Genomic DNA, 15,664 nt, shown 5'->3' on the forward strand with positions numbered 1-15,664 from the left:
CGATGGCAGCGAACAGCGAATGGGTATTGGCCAGTGGCAACAAGGGCAAACTGCGGGAATTTCAGGACCTGTTTGCCCCTTGGGGCGTGAATTGGGTTGCACAAGGTGAACTGGGTGTGCCCGATGCCGAGGAGCCCTTTCATACCTTTGTTGAGAATGCCCTCACCAAGGCGCGCCATGCCAGCCGCCTTACAGGCCGCCCCGCGCTGGCCGATGACTCGGGCTTGTGCGTGCCAGCCATTGGGGGGGCACCGGGCGTGTTGTCGGCCCGCTATGCCACCTTGTTTGGTCAAGAAAAAAGCGATGCCAATAACAACGCCTGCTTGATTGAAAAGCTCCAGGGTGTTGAAGACCGCCGCGCGTATTTTGTGTGCGCCATGGTGTGGGTGGCCCATGCCGATGACCCCACACCCACCATTGCTCAAAAAATGTGGTGGGGTGAGGTAATCGATACGCCGCAAGGTGAGCACGGTTTTGGTTACGACCCTCACTTCTGGCTACCCGAACACCAGTGCACCGCGGCGCAAATGCCCAAAGAATTGAAAAACCAATTCAGTCACCGGGCGCTGGCCACCCAAGCCCTGTTGCAGGAATTTCAGCAGCGCCTGGGTTTGAAAAAGGCGGTTGCATAAGTGAAGCAGGGCGAGGACAAATCAGGCAAGCCGGGATTCATGGCTTCAACCACGGCTGGCAACCTGGTGGGCCGTGTCTTCATGCCCAGCGAACTTCGATTTGCTGCCATGCCGCCGCTAGCGCTTTACATTCACCTGCCTTGGTGTGTGCGCAAATGCCCTTATTGCGATTTCAACAGTCACTTGGCGCCGGAAAGCAAGCTGCGTGAAGTGGGTGTACCGCTGGTGTCCGACATACAGCGCGTCGACATGAATCCATCAAGCGCTGGTGAGCAGGGTTTCGCAGAGTCGCTGCCCATGGACTTGCAACGCCGTTACCTCAACGCCCTTGTAGCCGACCTGGATCAGCAGTTGCCCAAAATCTGGGGCCGAAAGTTGTACTCCATTTTCATTGGCGGTGGCACACCTTCCTTGTTTGCGCCCGAGTTGATTGATGAATTGTTGGGTGCAGTGCGTGCACGTTTGGGCATGCCACAAAGTGGCGAAATCACCATGGAAGCCAACCCTGGTACTTTTGAACAAGCGCGATTTGAAGGCTTTCGAGAGGCGGGCATCAACCGCTTGTCGATCGGTGTGCAGAGTTTCTCCGATTCTCACTTGAAGGCCTTGGGCCGGGTGCACAACAGCGGGCAGGCCGTGGCCGCAGTGCGCAGTGCCGTGGCCTTGTTCGATGAAGTGAACATTGATCTGATGTATGCCTTGCCCCATCAAAACGTGGAGCAGGCACTGGCCGATGTGGCGCAGGCTGTGGCGCTGAACAGCACGCACTTAAGCCTGTACCAGTTGACCCTGGAGCCCAACACGCTGTTTGCCGCAAAACCGCCGCCTCTGCCCGATGACGACACCTTGATCGACATTGAAGAGGCTGTTCACAAGGCTGCGAAGGAGGCAGGCTTTGAGCAATACGAAATTTCGGCCTTTGCCAAACCCGGGCATCGCTGCCAGCACAACCTGAATTATTGGGGGTTTGGCGACTACTTAGGGCTGGGTGCCGGGGCGCACGCAAAAATAAGTTACCCCAACCGCATTGAACGGGAAATCCGCCACCGCAACCCCATGGCTTACATGGAAGAAATGGAGGGCGCGGCGCAACCACTGGAGGTGCGCACCCTGGCTGTGAGGGAGTTGCCATTCGAGTTCATGCTCAATGCCTTGCGCTTGATCGACGGTGTACCCGAAAGCTGGTTCGTGGAGCGTTGTGGCAGGCCACTGAGCGATTTGCAAAAGCCTTTGAAACAGGCATTAAGCAAAGGTTTGATCGAAACTCAACCTGGCCTGTTCAAGCCCACTGAATTGGGCTTTCGTTTTCTGAATGACCTTCAGGAAATGTTCCTGGCCAGTTAAGCGCTTTTAATCCGGTTCAGTTCAAGTGGCGCGTTTCGGGCCGCTCGATAATGCTGGGCACACTCTTGAAATGCAAACCCCAATCAGCCTGCCCACAGGTTTTGATCAACAAGTCAGCAAAGCCGTGTTGCAGCTGTTCGGCCATTCGCATCTCGAACCCTTTGCCACTGCCTGCAACCAATTTCAACACCAGATCGGTGTTGTGCGCCTCGCCACTGGGGCGCAGCTCAATCTGAGTGATCAGAAGGGGGTCGGCACCCAGTGGCGTGGTGGTGTTTTTGTCTTGAAACGGGCTTTTGAAATCAGCGGAGTACAGCGACACTTCGCGGCTCATTTCGAGCAGCGCTTTGCGGCCCGCCTCGTTTAGCGGCCTGTCGCTGGCCAGCAGCTTCTGCATCATTTCATCCAGGCTGGGTATCAACATGCGCACCATGCGGCGCGTTAGCCATACCCGTACCTCCTGATTTTCAGCCGAATTGATTCGCATCAATATGCGGTCATGCTCGGGCGCGTAAGCTACTTGGAGTTGTTTGATTTGCATGTTGGCGTGTTTGAAAAATAGTGCATGTCATTTGTGTTGGCGCTATCTTGAAAACAACACGCTCGCCCACACATACCGTTCATGGGTATTGTGACTCAAAATTGTTAAGAAGGGTTTGCACACATGCGTTTAGATCGACTCACCACCAAGTTTCAGGAAGCTTTGGCCGACGCCCAAAGCCTGGCTGTGGGAAAAGACAACCCCACCGTTGAACCTGCACACGTCTTGTTGGCCATGCTCAAGCAGGGCGAGGGGTCTGTTCGCGGGGTGATCAGCAAGGCTGGCGGTAACCCGCAGGTATTGATCAAGGGCGTTGAAGCCGAGGTGAACAACCTGCCTCAAGTGGCTAACAACGCCGGTCAAATCCAGATAGGCAGCAAACTGCAGGCTGCTTTGAACCTGACCGACAAAGAGGCGCAAAAGCGCGGTGATCAGTTCATTGCCAGTGAACTGTTTTTGCTGGCTTGCCTGCAAGACAGCACCGGATTGGCCAAGGTGATGAAAGAGGCGGGCTTGAATGCACAATCGCTGAACACCGCAATTGAACAGGTGCGCGGCGGTGCGGCCGTGGACAGTGCAGACGGTGAAAGCCAGCGCGAGGCCTTGAAAAAATACACCATTGATCTAACCGAGCGGGCTCGCATGGGCAAGCTGGATCCCGTGATTGGTCGCGATGATGAAATTCGCCGCGCCATTCAGATTTTGCAGCGCAGAACCAAGAACAACCCTGTATTAATTGGTGAACCTGGCGTGGGTAAAACCGCCATTGTGGAAGGTTTGGCACAGCGCATTGTGAACGGCGAAGTACCCGATACCTTGAAAAACAAGCGTGTGCTGGTATTGGACATGGCCTTGTTGCTGGCTGGTGCCAAGTACCGTGGCGAATTTGAAGAACGCCTCAAAGCTGTACTTAAAGACGTGGCCGCTGATGAAGGCCAGACCATTGTGTTTATTGATGAAATTCACACCATGGTGGGTGCCGGCAAAGCCGAGGGCGCGATTGATGCTGGAAATATGTTGAAGCCTGCGTTGGCCCGTGGTGAGTTGCATTGTATCGGCGCGACCACGCTGGACGAATACCGCAAATACATCGAAAAAGACGCGGCGCTTGAACGCCGTTTCCAAAAAGTGCTGGTGGGAGAACCCAGTGTAGAAAGCACCATCGCCATTCTGCGTGGACTGCAAGAACGCTATGAATTGCACCATGGTGTGGACATTACCGACCCCGCCATTGTTGCGGCTGCGGAGCTTAGCCACCGGTACATTACCGATCGCTTCCTGCCCGACAAAGCCATTGACTTGATTGACGAGGCTGCAGCGCGAATCAAGATGGAAATTGATTCCAAGCCTGAGGAAATGGACAAGCTCGATCGCCGGATCATTCAGCTGAAAATTGAACGAGAAGCTGTGAAGCGCGAGCAAGACGACGCTTCTAAAAAGCGCCTCGCCCTGATCGAAGAGGAAATTGTTCGTCTTGAGCGTGAGTATGCAGACCTCGACGAAATCTGGAAAAGTGAAAAAGCAGCAGTGCAGGGCAGTGCGGCCATCAAGGAAGAAATTGATCACATTCGCGCCGAAATTGAGCAACTCAAGCGCAAGGGCGATTGGCAAAAAGTGTCTGAACTTCAGTATGGCAAATTGCCCGATCTGGAGAAAAAGCTGAACGACGTGAAAGACAACGAGGGCGGAGAAAAGAAGCCGAACAGGCTGTTGCGCACGCAAGTTGGCACCGAAGAAATTGCAGAGGTGGTTAGCCGCGCAACCGGCATTCCAGTGAGCAAAATGCTGCAAGGTGAGCGCGACAAATTGTTGCAAATGGAAGCAGCCTTGCACATGCGAGTGGTGGGGCAAGACGAAGCCGTCACCTTGGTATCCGACGCTATTCGCCGTTCACGGGCTGGGCTTTCGGACCCCAACAAGCCCTTGGGTTCGTTCCTGTTTCTGGGCCCCACCGGTGTGGGTAAAACAGAGCTGTGCAAGGCACTGGCCGGTTTCCTGTTTGATTCGGAGGACCATCTGATTCGCATCGACATGAGTGAGTTCATGGAGAAGCACACTGTGAGCCGGCTCGTGGGTGCGCCTCCGGGGTATGTGGGCTATGACGAAGGCGGTTACTTGACCGAGGCTGTGCGCCGCAAACCCTACAGCGTGATTTTGCTGGATGAGGTTGAAAAGGCCCACCCCGATGTGTTCAACGTGCTGTTGCAAGTGCTGGATGATGGGCGTTTGACTGATGGGCAGGGCCGCACTGTGGACTTTAAAAACACAGTCATTGTGATGACATCCAACCTGGGTTCGCATGAAATTCAGCGCCTTGCCGGACAAGATGGTGAAGTGATCAAGGCTGCTGTGATGGAAGAAGTGAAGCAACACTTCCGCCCGGAATTCATCAACCGTGTGGATGAGCTGGTGGTGTTCCATGCTTTGGACAATGCACACATCGCCAATATTGCCCGCATTCAGTTGCAGCGTTTGCAGCAGCGCCTGGCCAGCCGCGACATGCGCCTGGAGGTGAGCGATGCAGCCTTGGCCGAAGTGGTGAAAGCTGGCTTTGATCCGCTGTACGGTGCTCGACCCTTAAAGCGTGCCATTCAGCAGATCATCGAAAACCCGGTTTCAAAAATGATTCTGGAAGGCCGGTTTGGGCCAAACGATGTGGTGCCAGTTGATTTCAAGGAAGGTGCATTTACCTTTGAGCGGGTGGTTCACTGAGTGCAGCTATTTGAAATCGCATCGTTGTGCTCATCGAAGCCGCTAAACTCCGCGCCTGAAAAGCCTTGCCTAAGTCACTTACTCGCGACGATCAAGACCCGCCCGCCGTTCCCCGTTTGGAATGGATTAGACGCGAAGCGGCTCCGCAAGACGCGCTAGAGTTTGCGGCATCCATTCCGAACGGGATCAGAACGGCCACCGCCGCAATATTCACGTTGGGCGGGGCTGTCGAGAGAAGTGACTGGGGCAAGGCTTCTCCAGCGCGAATATTGGTTTTTGCGTTGACCAGTGAACGTTACACAGGCCTCGCAATGCCCACGTATCAATGCGCCGCAGCGTACATCGCTTCACCAGCCGCGACCGGGTTGCCTGTCTTGTTGAAGGTTTCAAGCCATATCCCATAGTTATGAACAGTGGGGTCTTGCCAGGGGTGAAATCCTGGTTTGAAGTAGTTCAACAATTTGGGCAGCAGGCTGCTGTACAGCCCTTTGGGACCCAACAGCCACACCAGGCCTTTCGAATACATTTTGAACCGGGTCCAGCCCTTGAAACCATCGGTGCCCAAAATGATCCAGGTGAATACCAGCGTGTGTAAGGTGAAGTTGAACATGGCGTGGGCCATGGCCAGGCTTCGCTTGAAGTAACCTACTTTGGCCACTTTCTGCATGACATCAAATGCCACGGCCTTGTGTTCCATTTCTTCCACGGCATGCCAGGCCAGCATGGCGCGAACCCGATGATCTGCGCCGGCCATCACTTCCTTGCGGGCAAAAAACATCTCGGCCATCATGGCTGTGAAATGCTCCAGCGCTGCGGTCATGGCCAGGTTGTATTCAGGCGAAAGCACCTGCAAACGGCGGTTCATGATCTTCGTAATCACATGCAACATTTTGTCCACTGGCACACCTTGCTCTTTCAGGCGCTTGTTGTAGTCGGTGTGCACTTTGCCGTGTTGACCTTCCTGAAAGGAAAAGTCTTTCACTGCTTTCAGCAACTCAGGGTCGGTAATTTTGTCTTTGAAATTCCGCACGCTCGAGATGAAATAGCGCTCGCCGTCCGGAAAACTCATTTGAACACCATCAATCACGCGGGTTTTGAATGCGTCGCCAGCCATCCAATAGCGAGGGATGTCTTTGTCAGTGATTCCAAAATCCAGATCTTTCCGGACCACGATGTCTTCTTTGAACGATGTTGTTGTCATGACTGCCTCCTGCTGCATTGTGTGAATAAAGATTACCGAATCACCACAACACACGATATGATTTGAAATGACAAAAAAGGAAGAATTCGCGACAGATTTAATCTGATCACGCCACAGGAGGTTTGGTGGAAACCATCAATTTTCAAATGCTTGCAAGCCTGGCCAATGCTGCAAGGCGCTGCGACATTGACTTGAACAGTGTGATGCAGGAGCTGAAACTGGAAATTGACATGAGCGGGGACCCACGTCGGCGCATGTCTTTGTCGTGCTTCAGTTCCTTGTTCTCCGCGGTTGAGGCACGCAAGCCCAGCCAACACTTTCCGCTGGTGTTTGGTGATTCTTTCAACTTCGATGGCTTGCCCGAGTTGGCCACTTTTGTGACCAGCGCTTCAACCCCGCAAGAGGCCATGCGTGTGCTGGACTGGTCGCCCAAGCTGTTGCACCCCAATTTGCACTTCATCACACTTGACCTGGGAGATGAGGCCGCACTGGAGATCAAGGTACCCGATCCGGAAGGTGTGAACGAAGACCTGCCCGGATTTGTTGAAGCTGCCATGTCGGCCGTCTTGAAGTTTATTCATCTTCTCAGCCCCGGTTCACACTTGATCAAGCGCATCGAATTTCGCCACGCGCCGTTGACCCAAGAGTCGGCTTATCTGAATGTGCTCAAAACCACGGTGCTGTTTGAGCAGGGCAACAACCGTTTGGTGGTGGATTCTTCCGCACTGGATTTGCCTTTGCCGGGCGGCATTCCTTCCGCACACCACAAGGCGCAGGCTGTAATTTTGAACCGCTTGTTGCCGGATGTTGAGGAGCAAACCCTTGAAAAACAAATCAAGCGCCTTTTGAAGTCGCGCTTGAGTATGCTAAGTGAACCAATACAGACGATAGCCGAGGTGCTGCACATTCACCCCCGTACCTTGCAGCGAAGGCTGAAAAGCGAAGGTAAATCGTATGCTGAAATTCTGGGGGCCGTTCGCCATGAACTGGCCTGCGAGATGTTGAAAGGCTCGGTGCTTGACATTGAAACCATCGCTGCAAACCTTGGCTATTCTGATCGCCGCAGCTTTACCAGCGCATTTTTAAAATGGCAGGGTATGTCCCCAAGGGAATTCAGAAATCAGCACTGAAACCGGATGGTCATGTTCCATGCCTGAATTTCATGCTTAAATTTTGGCTTTGAATTGATTTACTAAATTGTCGGAGAGCTTTATGACACCTACCACGGACCTATGCGATGCCAACGAAGACAAAATTGCCGCAGGCACTTTGCGTGTTGTTGAGCCGATGTTTCAAAGTTGGGGCTTGAAAAGCAGTTTTATGGGGCAAGCCCACACTTTGAAGGTGTTTGAAGACAATTCCTTGGTGCGAAGTGCCCTTGAAAAAGACGGGCAAGGCAAGGTGCTGGTGGTTGATGGCGGTGGCAGCATGCGTTGCGCCCTGGTGGGCGGAAATTTGGGACAGTTGGCCGAGAAAAACAACTGGGCGGGTATTGTGGTTTACGGCTGCGTGCGCGACACCCTCGAGTTGGATGAATGCGATGTGGGAATTCGTGCACTGGCCGCGCACCCCATGAAAAGCCAGAAGCGAGGCATTGGGCATGAGAACATTGAAGTGGCGCTGAGCTTCACCACTGTGCGCCCCGGCAATTGGGTGTATGCGGATGAGGACGGTGTTTTGATTTCAGAAACAGCCTTGAGCTGATTGTTTCAGGACAGGTCTCCGGTCGAAAAATTCGGTGGCCTTGTTTCATCGGTTTGAATCAACGAAGTTCGACTTATCCGAATGGCACCAGTGCCAGAAACGATTGATATTTCATCGTAGCCTTTTTTCATGATGGGCAGCGTGCCATAAGTTTTTACCAGTGAGTCAACGATTTCATTGGTGCTTTTGTCCACGCCGGCCGTCACGCACAAGAATTTGCTGGGATTGGGGATCAGTTGATAAATTCGATCAACTGATTCTTTAATCTTGTGCAATTGATCCGGTTGTATGTGAGCCACCAAGGCCTTGCCATCGGACTCGCGCCACAAGGCCAGGCCCACGCAAAGCGCGCACCCCGTAGTTCCAATCCGAACCGAAAGGTTGTGGTTCGCGGTATATGAGATCAAGCCATATTGGTTCTGACCAACCATGTGGGATGGAAGCGAGCGAGTCATGTGGATGTCCGTTGCTTGTTTTTTTTGAGTGGTTCGGCAAGGCCAAAATGTTCACACGAACCATTTTTAGTAGGTTGCGCCGCATGATTTAGAGTGGATACTCTTTTTCATTTAGAGAAAAAGTATTTCATATCGTGATTAATTTAACGTAAGTAATTGATTTTAAACAATACGAAAAAAAAGTCTTGTATAAGATATAACTCTTGTTGCTCTGCGAAATGATCTGTAAGATACGGCTCATCACCTGATCGACACCACTTGCCCAAGTGATACCCGCGAAGCTGCACACGCAGGGCACCGCAAGTAGGCCATCAAGCGAACCGTTTTCTTTTTTCTCTATTGCCTTCTGAGGACATCACTATGAAATCTTTTGACCAACAGGTTCAAGAACTCAACAAAGACTGGGAAACCAACCCACGCTGGAAGCTGGTAAAGCGCGGCTACAAGGCCGAAGACGTGGTACGTCTGCGTGGTTCAGTTCAGCCAGAGTACACACTGGCCAAGCGCGGCGCTGAAAAGCTGTGGGAAAAAGTGAACGGTGGCGCCAAGAAGGGCTACGTAAACGCTTTCGGCGCAATCACTGCTGGTCAGGCCATGCAGCAAGCCAAAGCTGGTTTGGAAGCTGTTTACCTGTCAGGCTGGCAAGTTGCTGCCGACGGCAACAGCTCCGAAACAATGTACCCCGACCAGTCACTGTACGCCTATGACTCAGTGCCAAAAATGGTTCGTCGTATCAACAACACATTCCAGCGCGCTGACGAAATTCAGTGGAAGAACATTTGCGACGGCAAGATGAAGGCCGAAGACGCAATCGATTACTTCCTGCCCATCGTTGCCGACGGTGAAGCTGGTTTCGGTGGTGTTTTGAACGCCTACGAACTGATGAAGAACATGATCGCCTCTGGCGCCGCCGGTGTTCACTTCGAAGACCAATTGGCTGCTGTAAAGAAGTGTGGTCACATGGGTGGCAAGGTGCTGGTTCCAACCGCTGAAGCCATTCAAAAGTTGATCGCTGCACGTTTGGCTGCCGACGTAATGGGTGTTCCATCCATCGTTCTGGCCCGTACCGACGCTGAAGCCGCCAACCTGCTGACTTCTGATTTCGATGAGAACGACAAGCCATTCCTGACTGGTGAGCGCACTGCCGAAGGTTTCTACCGTGTGAAGAACGGTCTGGAACAAGCCATTTCCCGCGGTATCGCCTACGCACCTTATGCTGACCTGGTATGGTGTGAAACAGGTACACCTGACATCGGTTTTGCCCGTGAATTCGCGCAGGCCGTTCTGGAAAAGAACCCAGGCAAGCTGTTGAGCTACAACTGCTCACCCTCTTTCAACTGGAAGAAAAACCTGAACGACAGCCAGATCGCTTCCTTCCAGGAAGAACTGAGCGCACTGGGCTACAAGTACCAGTTCATCACTTTGGCTGGTATCCACGTCAACTGGTACAACACATTCCAGTTTGCCCACGCATACGCTCGTGGCGAAGGCATGAAGCACTATGTGAACATGGTTCAAGAACCTGAGTTCGCAGCACGTGAAAAAGGTTATACTTTTGTATCTCACCAGCAGGAAGTGGGCGCAGGTTACTTCGACGATGTAACTACTGTGATCCAGGGTGGCGCTTCTTCAGTAACAGCCTTGACAGGTTCTACAGAAGAAGAACAGTTCCACTGATCCGCTGGTTGAACTGAATTTGTCGGCAATCTTGGCAGTCTCCCACCCTAGGAGGGGTGGATAGATTGACCGACGGAGGGGGAGAGGAGACAAGCTCAAAAAATCAATTCAAGAGTATTTTTCCCCTTGCTGAGCCTTTACAAAAGGCTCAACAGCGAGTGCTGAAGCCCGGTAAGAAACTTGCCGGGCTTTTTATTTGAATGTACTGATTGCATGCACAAGCACATTCGATACGGATTGAAGTTGCTGTGCTACCCGGGTGTTGTTTTGTGCAGCTTGGGTGTTTTCTTCGGTCATTCTCGCCACTTTCTCCACACTTTGGCTAATCTGTATACTCACCTGCGACTGTTCCCTCATGGACACGGCGATGGTTGAAATTGCGTCTGAAACCCGTTCAGAATGGTTTTTGATGTCCAGGATAGTCATGTTCACTTGATTGGCCTGGCTCAAGCCAGCCTGAACCAGTTTCACAGAATTACCCATACTGCCGACCGCACCTTGAGTCATGCGTTGAATGTCATAGATCATGTCCGAGATCCGATGCGTTGCGGTCTTGGTTTGTTCTGCAAGTTTTCGAACCTCGTCCGCAACCACTGCGAATCCACGGCCCTGGTCCCCTGCTCTGGCAGCTTCAATGGCCGCATTCAAGGCCAGCAGGTTCGTGTGTTCAGCTATTTCAGTGATGGTTGAAATGATTTCTGAAATATCATTCGAACGTGCCTCGAGTGTTTGTACTGTCAATGCGCTTTCATCAACCGAGTGGGCGATTCGTTCAATTCCACCCACGACCATTTTCAAAGTGGCAATGCCATTTTCAGCAGCATTTCTGGCAGTGTGTGCCGTGTCGCTGGCCTGAGAAGTATTCTCCGAGATGTGCGAAATGCTGACGGTGAGTTCTTCAACTGCCGCAGCCATGGTCGAAGTGGCCTCGGCTTGTTCGTCACTGGACTTGGCCATGGCCTGCGACAGGCGAGACACCTGATTTGAGTTGTCATCCAGTTCCTGTGCTGATTGGCGAATGCCGTTGATCAATACCCGAAGATTATTCTGGGCTTTGGATATCTCCTGCAACAGTGTGTCGATTTCATCTTTGCCTTGAGTTTGAACGGTGCGCCCAAGCTGGCCGTTTGCCAATTCCCGAATATGCTGGTTTGCTCTGGCGAGTTTGGTTCTAAGCAATTTCCCAAGGCGAAGCATGATCATGACACCCGCGAGCAAGGACAAGACAACCACTGAACCTACCGCCCACAGAGAACTGGTGTAGGTTTGAACAGACTGGGCAGTTCGATTCTCAAGCATGGTTTTTTCGGCAGATTCAACCTGATCCAGCAAGGCCTGCATTTTATCCATGATGGGCTTGCCAGACATGGCTGCAAAAATGTCCAGAAAATCAGCCTGATCAAGTTCACCCTTGTCCAGGCTTTGACGCAGTTTGATGGTTTCATCGATCGAAAAAGTCAGCCATGGCGAATAGAGGGTTTGCAATTCCTCAACCCAGACGAATGATTCTGGCAGTTCATTTTTGCGTTTTGACAGATAAGCAAGTTCTTCCTGATAGCGTTTTTTGCCAAATTGGTATGTCGACAAATAGGAGTCATCGCCAGTCAGCAAGTATCCCCGTTGGCCCGATTCAATGAATACCAGACTCTCACGAATGGTGCTGACATGTTGCAGTGTTTTGAAACTGTCGGTGTTGTTCAGCCCACTGACTTGAATGCGTTGCATGTTCCACAAGCCCAAGCCCCCTCCAATGGCGACGCAAGCGATCAACAAGGCGAAGCCCAATACTATTTTTGACTGTATGGTTTGAAGCATCGAAATTCCTGAATGACAAAGATTGAAATTTTGTCAATTATCAGCAGTTCGGTTGACTTTCAAAACCTTGAAATGCGGGGTGCTTCTGAACCCCGCAATTCAAGTAAATTCACGAATTTGAAACAAAAATCAATTAGGCGTTTGAAGGCTCTGGCCGGGTTTTGATGAGGTCGTGAACGATGGCATCGCTCAATGTGTCTTCCCAGCGGTACACATGTACATCGGGCAGGGCGCCCAGCATTTGTTTTTCCTCTTTCGAGTACGCCTGCACAAAAATCTGAATTGCCGGGTTCAGCATTTTGGCATTTTCGATCATCTGGCTCAGCCCCGGGGTATCGCCAGTGGCAATAACAAGGCTATTTGCGTTGGTGGTGTGCGCTTGAACCAAGGTCACTGGGTCTGCATATTCGCCAGACACGGCAGCCTGTCCATTCTTTCTCAGTTTGGCCACCACCTCGCGGCTGGTATCAACAATCACCATGGGTACATTTTTTTTCTTCAGCGATTTGGCAATTCGTTTGCTCAACTCGGTGTGCCCCACCAACACCACGTGTTTACCAAGGTACTTGCCATCGGTTTGCTCAGGTAGCTCTTCCATGCTGTGGCTGCGTGCATTCAAATTGCGAACCCATTGATAACGCCTGACCATGCTGTCGTTCAATTTGGGAATCAGGGAAAACACAACCGGGTTCAGGGCAATCGACAAAATTGCGCCGGAAACGACCAGGCTTTGTACCTGTAAGTCCACCAGACCCAGATACAAACCCAACCCAATCAAAATGAATGAGAACTCACCAATTTGTGCAAGGCTGGCCGCAATAACCAAAGCGCTCTTGAGGGGGTACTTGAACAGCAGGACCAGTGCGCCAGCAGCCAGCGATTTGCCCAGCACGATAATGGCCACCACAGCGAGTACGCGCAGCGGGTACTCAACAATGACATCGAATTGAAACAGCATACCCACTGACACAAAAAACAGCACAGCGAATGCGTCTCGCAATGGCAGGGATTCCTCGGCAGCGCGGTGGCTCAGTTCAGATTCCCGCATCACCATGCCGGCGAAGAAGGCGCCGAGTGCAAAAGACACATCGAACAGCCCTGCGGCAACGAAAGCCAAGCTGATGGCCAGTGCAATCACTGAGAGTGTGAACAATTCGCGAGATCCTGTTTTCGCAATGTGCCAAAGCATCCAGGGAATAACACGCTTGCCCACCACCAGCATCAAACCCACGAAAAGCGCCACCTTCACCAAGGTGAAACCGATGTCGAAGACCAGATTGGTTTCCGGGTCCAGGGTTCCGCCTTTCAACAAACCTGCCAGTGGCGGAAGCAAAACCAGAATCAGTACCATGGCCAGGTCTTCAACCACCAGCCAACCCACTGCAATTTGACCGTTTGCACTGGTCAGCATGCCGCGGGCTTCCAGTGCTTTCAGCAACACCACCGTGCTGGCCACTGACAAGGCAAGACCAAACACAAGGCTTTGACCCATGGGCCAATCCCAGAAATGGGCTACACCCATGCCGAGCAGTGTTGCGGCTGCCATTTGAACAATGGCACCGGGCACTGCAATTTTTTTTACTGCTAGTAAATCGTTGAGCGAAAAGTGCATGCCCACACCGAACATCAGCAGCATCACGCCAACCTCGGCCAATTGATTGGTTAGCGCGGGGTCCGCTACAAAGCCAGGGGTGGCTGGGCCAATCAGGAATCCGGCAACCAGGTAGCCCAGCAAGGCGGGAGCTTTCAGTTTTTCTGCAATGAAACCGAAAATGAGCGCAAGGCCGAAGCCGAATGCCAATGTGGCAATCAGGGAAACGTCATGGGGCATGATGGGGCAGTCCTAATGGTATTGTTCTAATGATAGCAAGTGCGTATGGAACGCACCCGCTTCATAGACAAGGACTTGCCCCCAAAGTTGCGTACAAAACGCGACTTATTCTGTTTTGAATACCTTGACCGCACTCATCATGGATTGCGACACGCCAGACAAGTGTGCCGCCACCTGTGTATTCTGCTGCGCGGCGGCCGTGTTTTCTTCCGTCATCTGTGCCACACGTTCTACGTTGCGGCTGATTTCGATACTGACATTGGATTGTTCTTTCATCGAAACAGCAATCGCGGCAATCGCCTCAGAAACCCGATCCGAGTCAGACTTGATTTTCTGGATGGTGGTATTCACCACATCAGCTTGACCAATTCCTTCTTGCACCAGTTGTACCGAGGTATCCATTGACTTCACTGCACCCTGCGTGATGTTTTGAATTTCAAATACCATACTGGAAATTCGGTCGGTGGATCCCTTGGTTTGCTCGGCCAGTTTGCGTACCTCATCAGCCACCACAGCAAAGCCACGTCCCTGTTCACCTGCACGTGCGGCCTCAATGGCCGCATTCAAGGCAAGCAAGTTGGTGCGGTCAGCAATCTCGGTGATCGTGGATACGATTTCTGAAATGTCTGCCGATTGTTTCTCCAGTGTTTGAACTGCCCGCGCGCTGGTTTGAACAGATTGTGCAATTCGCTGAATGCCGGCAACCACTTCACCCAAAGTCACCATGCCGTTGTCGGCCGAGTCGCGTGCCGCGTTGGCAGTGAAGGTTGCGTCGTTTGAATTCTCGGAAATTTGAGAAATACTGACGGTCAATTCTTCAACCGCTGCTGCCATGGACGAGGTGGCATCCGCTTGTTCCACACCCGCATTGGCCATGGTTGTTGAAGATTCTTGAACTTGTGTTGCGCTGCTGCTGAGCTCAAGTGCAGATTGGCGAATGCCGTCAATCAACTTTTTCAAGTTGCTCTGTGCAATCGCCAAGGCGGCCAGCAGTTGGTCCACTTCATCTTTGTTCTGGTGGTGAATCGGGCTGCTCAGTTCACCATTGGCCAGGGCATTGATGTGTTTGCCAGCAGTACCCAATTTGTTTTGCAGCAGCTTGACCAAAGTGATGGTGGCAAAAACGCCCACGATCAAGCTTGCAATCAGCGCCGCTGCCACTGACCACAGGGCTGTTTGATAAGTGGTCTCTGCTGCTTGTGTGCGTACCTTCAGCAAATTCAATTCTTCTTGTTCAATTTGTCCGATCAGCTCTCGCATTTTGTCCATGATGGGTTTGCCCGACAAGGAGATGAATCGGTTCATGAATTCGGTCTGGTCGATCTCTTGATTGTTCAACGATTTGCGCAGCGCAATTGTTTTCTCGATGGAAAACTTCAGCCAGTTTGAATACATTTCCTTCAGGCTGTTGAATCGTTCGGTTTGTGCAGTGTTGTCTGAAGTGAGTTTGATCGCAGCGGCGAAGTGGGTCTCAATTTCCTTGATGCCCTCAGTGTAGGGCTCCAGATAAGTGGGATATCCCGTTACCAGGAAGCCACGTTGACCGGTTTCGATGTTGGTCATGTTTTCCCGAATCAGGGCGACCTCTCGCAACACCTCATGGGTATGTTCGTTGGCCTGAGCCCCATCCATGATTTTCTTGGCGTTAATCAACCCGAGCGCACCTGTCAGCAGGCCCAGGGCAATCACTAGAGCGAAGCCAAATCCCAGTTTGGCACGTATGGTATTGAACATGGCACTTCCTTTGTGGTG

The 15,664-nt window shown here is 52.1% G+C and carries 12 protein-coding genes; 6 read left to right on the forward strand and 6 right to left on the reverse strand.

Features of this window, described 5'->3' with window-relative positions; translation table 11 throughout:
- The first annotated feature begins 2 nt into the window (after nt 1-2).
- Nucleotides 3-632 carry an RdgB/HAM1 family non-canonical purine NTP pyrophosphatase gene (rdgB, locus tag BSZ31_RS09990; RefSeq protein ID WP_105029825.1) on the forward strand — a complete coding sequence of 210 codons (630 nt, stop codon included), beginning with the start codon at nt 3-5 and terminating at the stop codon, nt 630-632.
- Nucleotides 633-671: 39 nt separating this feature from the next.
- Complete coding sequence (gene hemW, locus BSZ31_RS09995) at nt 672-1,976, forward strand: radical SAM family heme chaperone HemW (protein WP_206018587.1); 1,305 nt, start codon at nt 672-674, stop codon at nt 1,974-1,976.
- Nucleotides 1,977-1,992: 16 nt separating this feature from the next.
- On the opposite strand, the gene BSZ31_RS10000 is transcribed toward hemW, so the two are convergent.
- The gene (locus BSZ31_RS10000) at nt 1,993-2,517 is read right to left on the reverse strand and encodes a hypothetical protein (protein WP_008251809.1); all 525 of its coding nucleotides are present in this window, start codon (nt 2,515-2,517) and stop codon (nt 1,993-1,995) included.
- 123 nt (nt 2,518-2,640) lie between these two features.
- On the opposite strand from BSZ31_RS10000, the gene clpB reads away from it, so the two are divergent.
- Nucleotides 2,641-5,229, forward strand: coding sequence for an ATP-dependent chaperone ClpB (clpB, locus tag BSZ31_RS10005; protein WP_105028634.1), 2,589 nt, complete (start codon nt 2,641-2,643; stop codon nt 5,227-5,229).
- Nucleotides 5,230-5,551: 322 nt separating this feature from the next.
- Here clpB and BSZ31_RS10010 read toward each other — a convergent pair whose 3' ends face one another.
- Nucleotides 5,552-6,430 carry a metal-dependent hydrolase gene (locus BSZ31_RS10010; RefSeq protein WP_168426928.1) on the reverse strand — a complete coding sequence of 293 codons (879 nt, stop codon included), beginning with the start codon at nt 6,428-6,430 and terminating at the stop codon, nt 5,552-5,554.
- A gap of 125 nt (nt 6,431-6,555) precedes the next feature.
- Here BSZ31_RS10010 and BSZ31_RS10015 point away from each other — a divergent pair, with 125 nt between their 5' ends.
- Both BSZ31_RS10015 and rraA read left to right on the forward strand, forming a co-directional pair.
- The gene (locus BSZ31_RS10015) at nt 6,556-7,560 is read left to right on the forward strand and encodes an AraC family transcriptional regulator (protein WP_146106658.1); all 1,005 of its coding nucleotides are present in this window, start codon (nt 6,556-6,558) and stop codon (nt 7,558-7,560) included.
- An 82-nt stretch (nt 7,561-7,642) separates the two neighbouring features.
- On the forward strand, nt 7,643-8,134 hold the full coding sequence (rraA, locus tag BSZ31_RS10020) for a ribonuclease E activity regulator RraA (RefSeq protein WP_105028637.1): 492 nt from the start codon (nt 7,643-7,645) through the stop codon (nt 8,132-8,134).
- 5 nt (nt 8,135-8,139) lie between these two features.
- Here rraA and BSZ31_RS10025 read toward each other — a convergent pair whose 3' ends face one another.
- Nucleotides 8,140-8,589, reverse strand: a complete 450-nt coding sequence (locus tag BSZ31_RS10025) for a hypothetical protein (RefSeq protein WP_146106659.1) — start codon at nt 8,587-8,589, stop codon at nt 8,140-8,142.
- A 360-nt stretch (nt 8,590-8,949) separates the two neighbouring features.
- Here BSZ31_RS10025 and aceA point away from each other — a divergent pair, with 360 nt between their 5' ends.
- A complete protein-coding gene (gene aceA, locus BSZ31_RS10030; protein ID WP_206018588.1) occupies nt 8,950-10,266 on the forward strand; it encodes an isocitrate lyase in 1,317 nt (438 codons plus the stop codon).
- A gap of 192 nt (nt 10,267-10,458) precedes the next feature.
- Here aceA and BSZ31_RS10035 read toward each other — a convergent pair whose 3' ends face one another.
- From BSZ31_RS10035 to BSZ31_RS10045, 3 genes are all read right to left on the reverse strand, one after another.
- Nucleotides 10,459-12,081, reverse strand: a complete 1,623-nt coding sequence (locus BSZ31_RS10035) for a methyl-accepting chemotaxis protein (protein WP_105028639.1) — start codon at nt 12,079-12,081, stop codon at nt 10,459-10,461.
- A gap of 133 nt (nt 12,082-12,214) precedes the next feature.
- Nucleotides 12,215-13,912 (reverse strand): cation:proton antiporter, encoded by a 1,698-nt coding sequence (locus BSZ31_RS10040; protein WP_105028640.1) that lies wholly within the window; start codon nt 13,910-13,912, stop codon nt 12,215-12,217.
- Between the two features lie 105 nt (nt 13,913-14,017).
- Nucleotides 14,018-15,646 carry a methyl-accepting chemotaxis protein gene (locus tag BSZ31_RS10045; protein WP_146106660.1) on the reverse strand — a complete coding sequence of 543 codons (1,629 nt, stop codon included), beginning with the start codon at nt 15,644-15,646 and terminating at the stop codon, nt 14,018-14,020.
- Nucleotides 15,647-15,664: the final 18 nt, after the last annotated feature.

The sequence above is a fragment of the Limnobacter sp. SAORIC-690 genome (assembly GCF_002954425.1).
Lineage (GTDB): Bacteria > Pseudomonadota > Gammaproteobacteria > Burkholderiales > Burkholderiaceae_B > Limnobacter > Limnobacter profundi.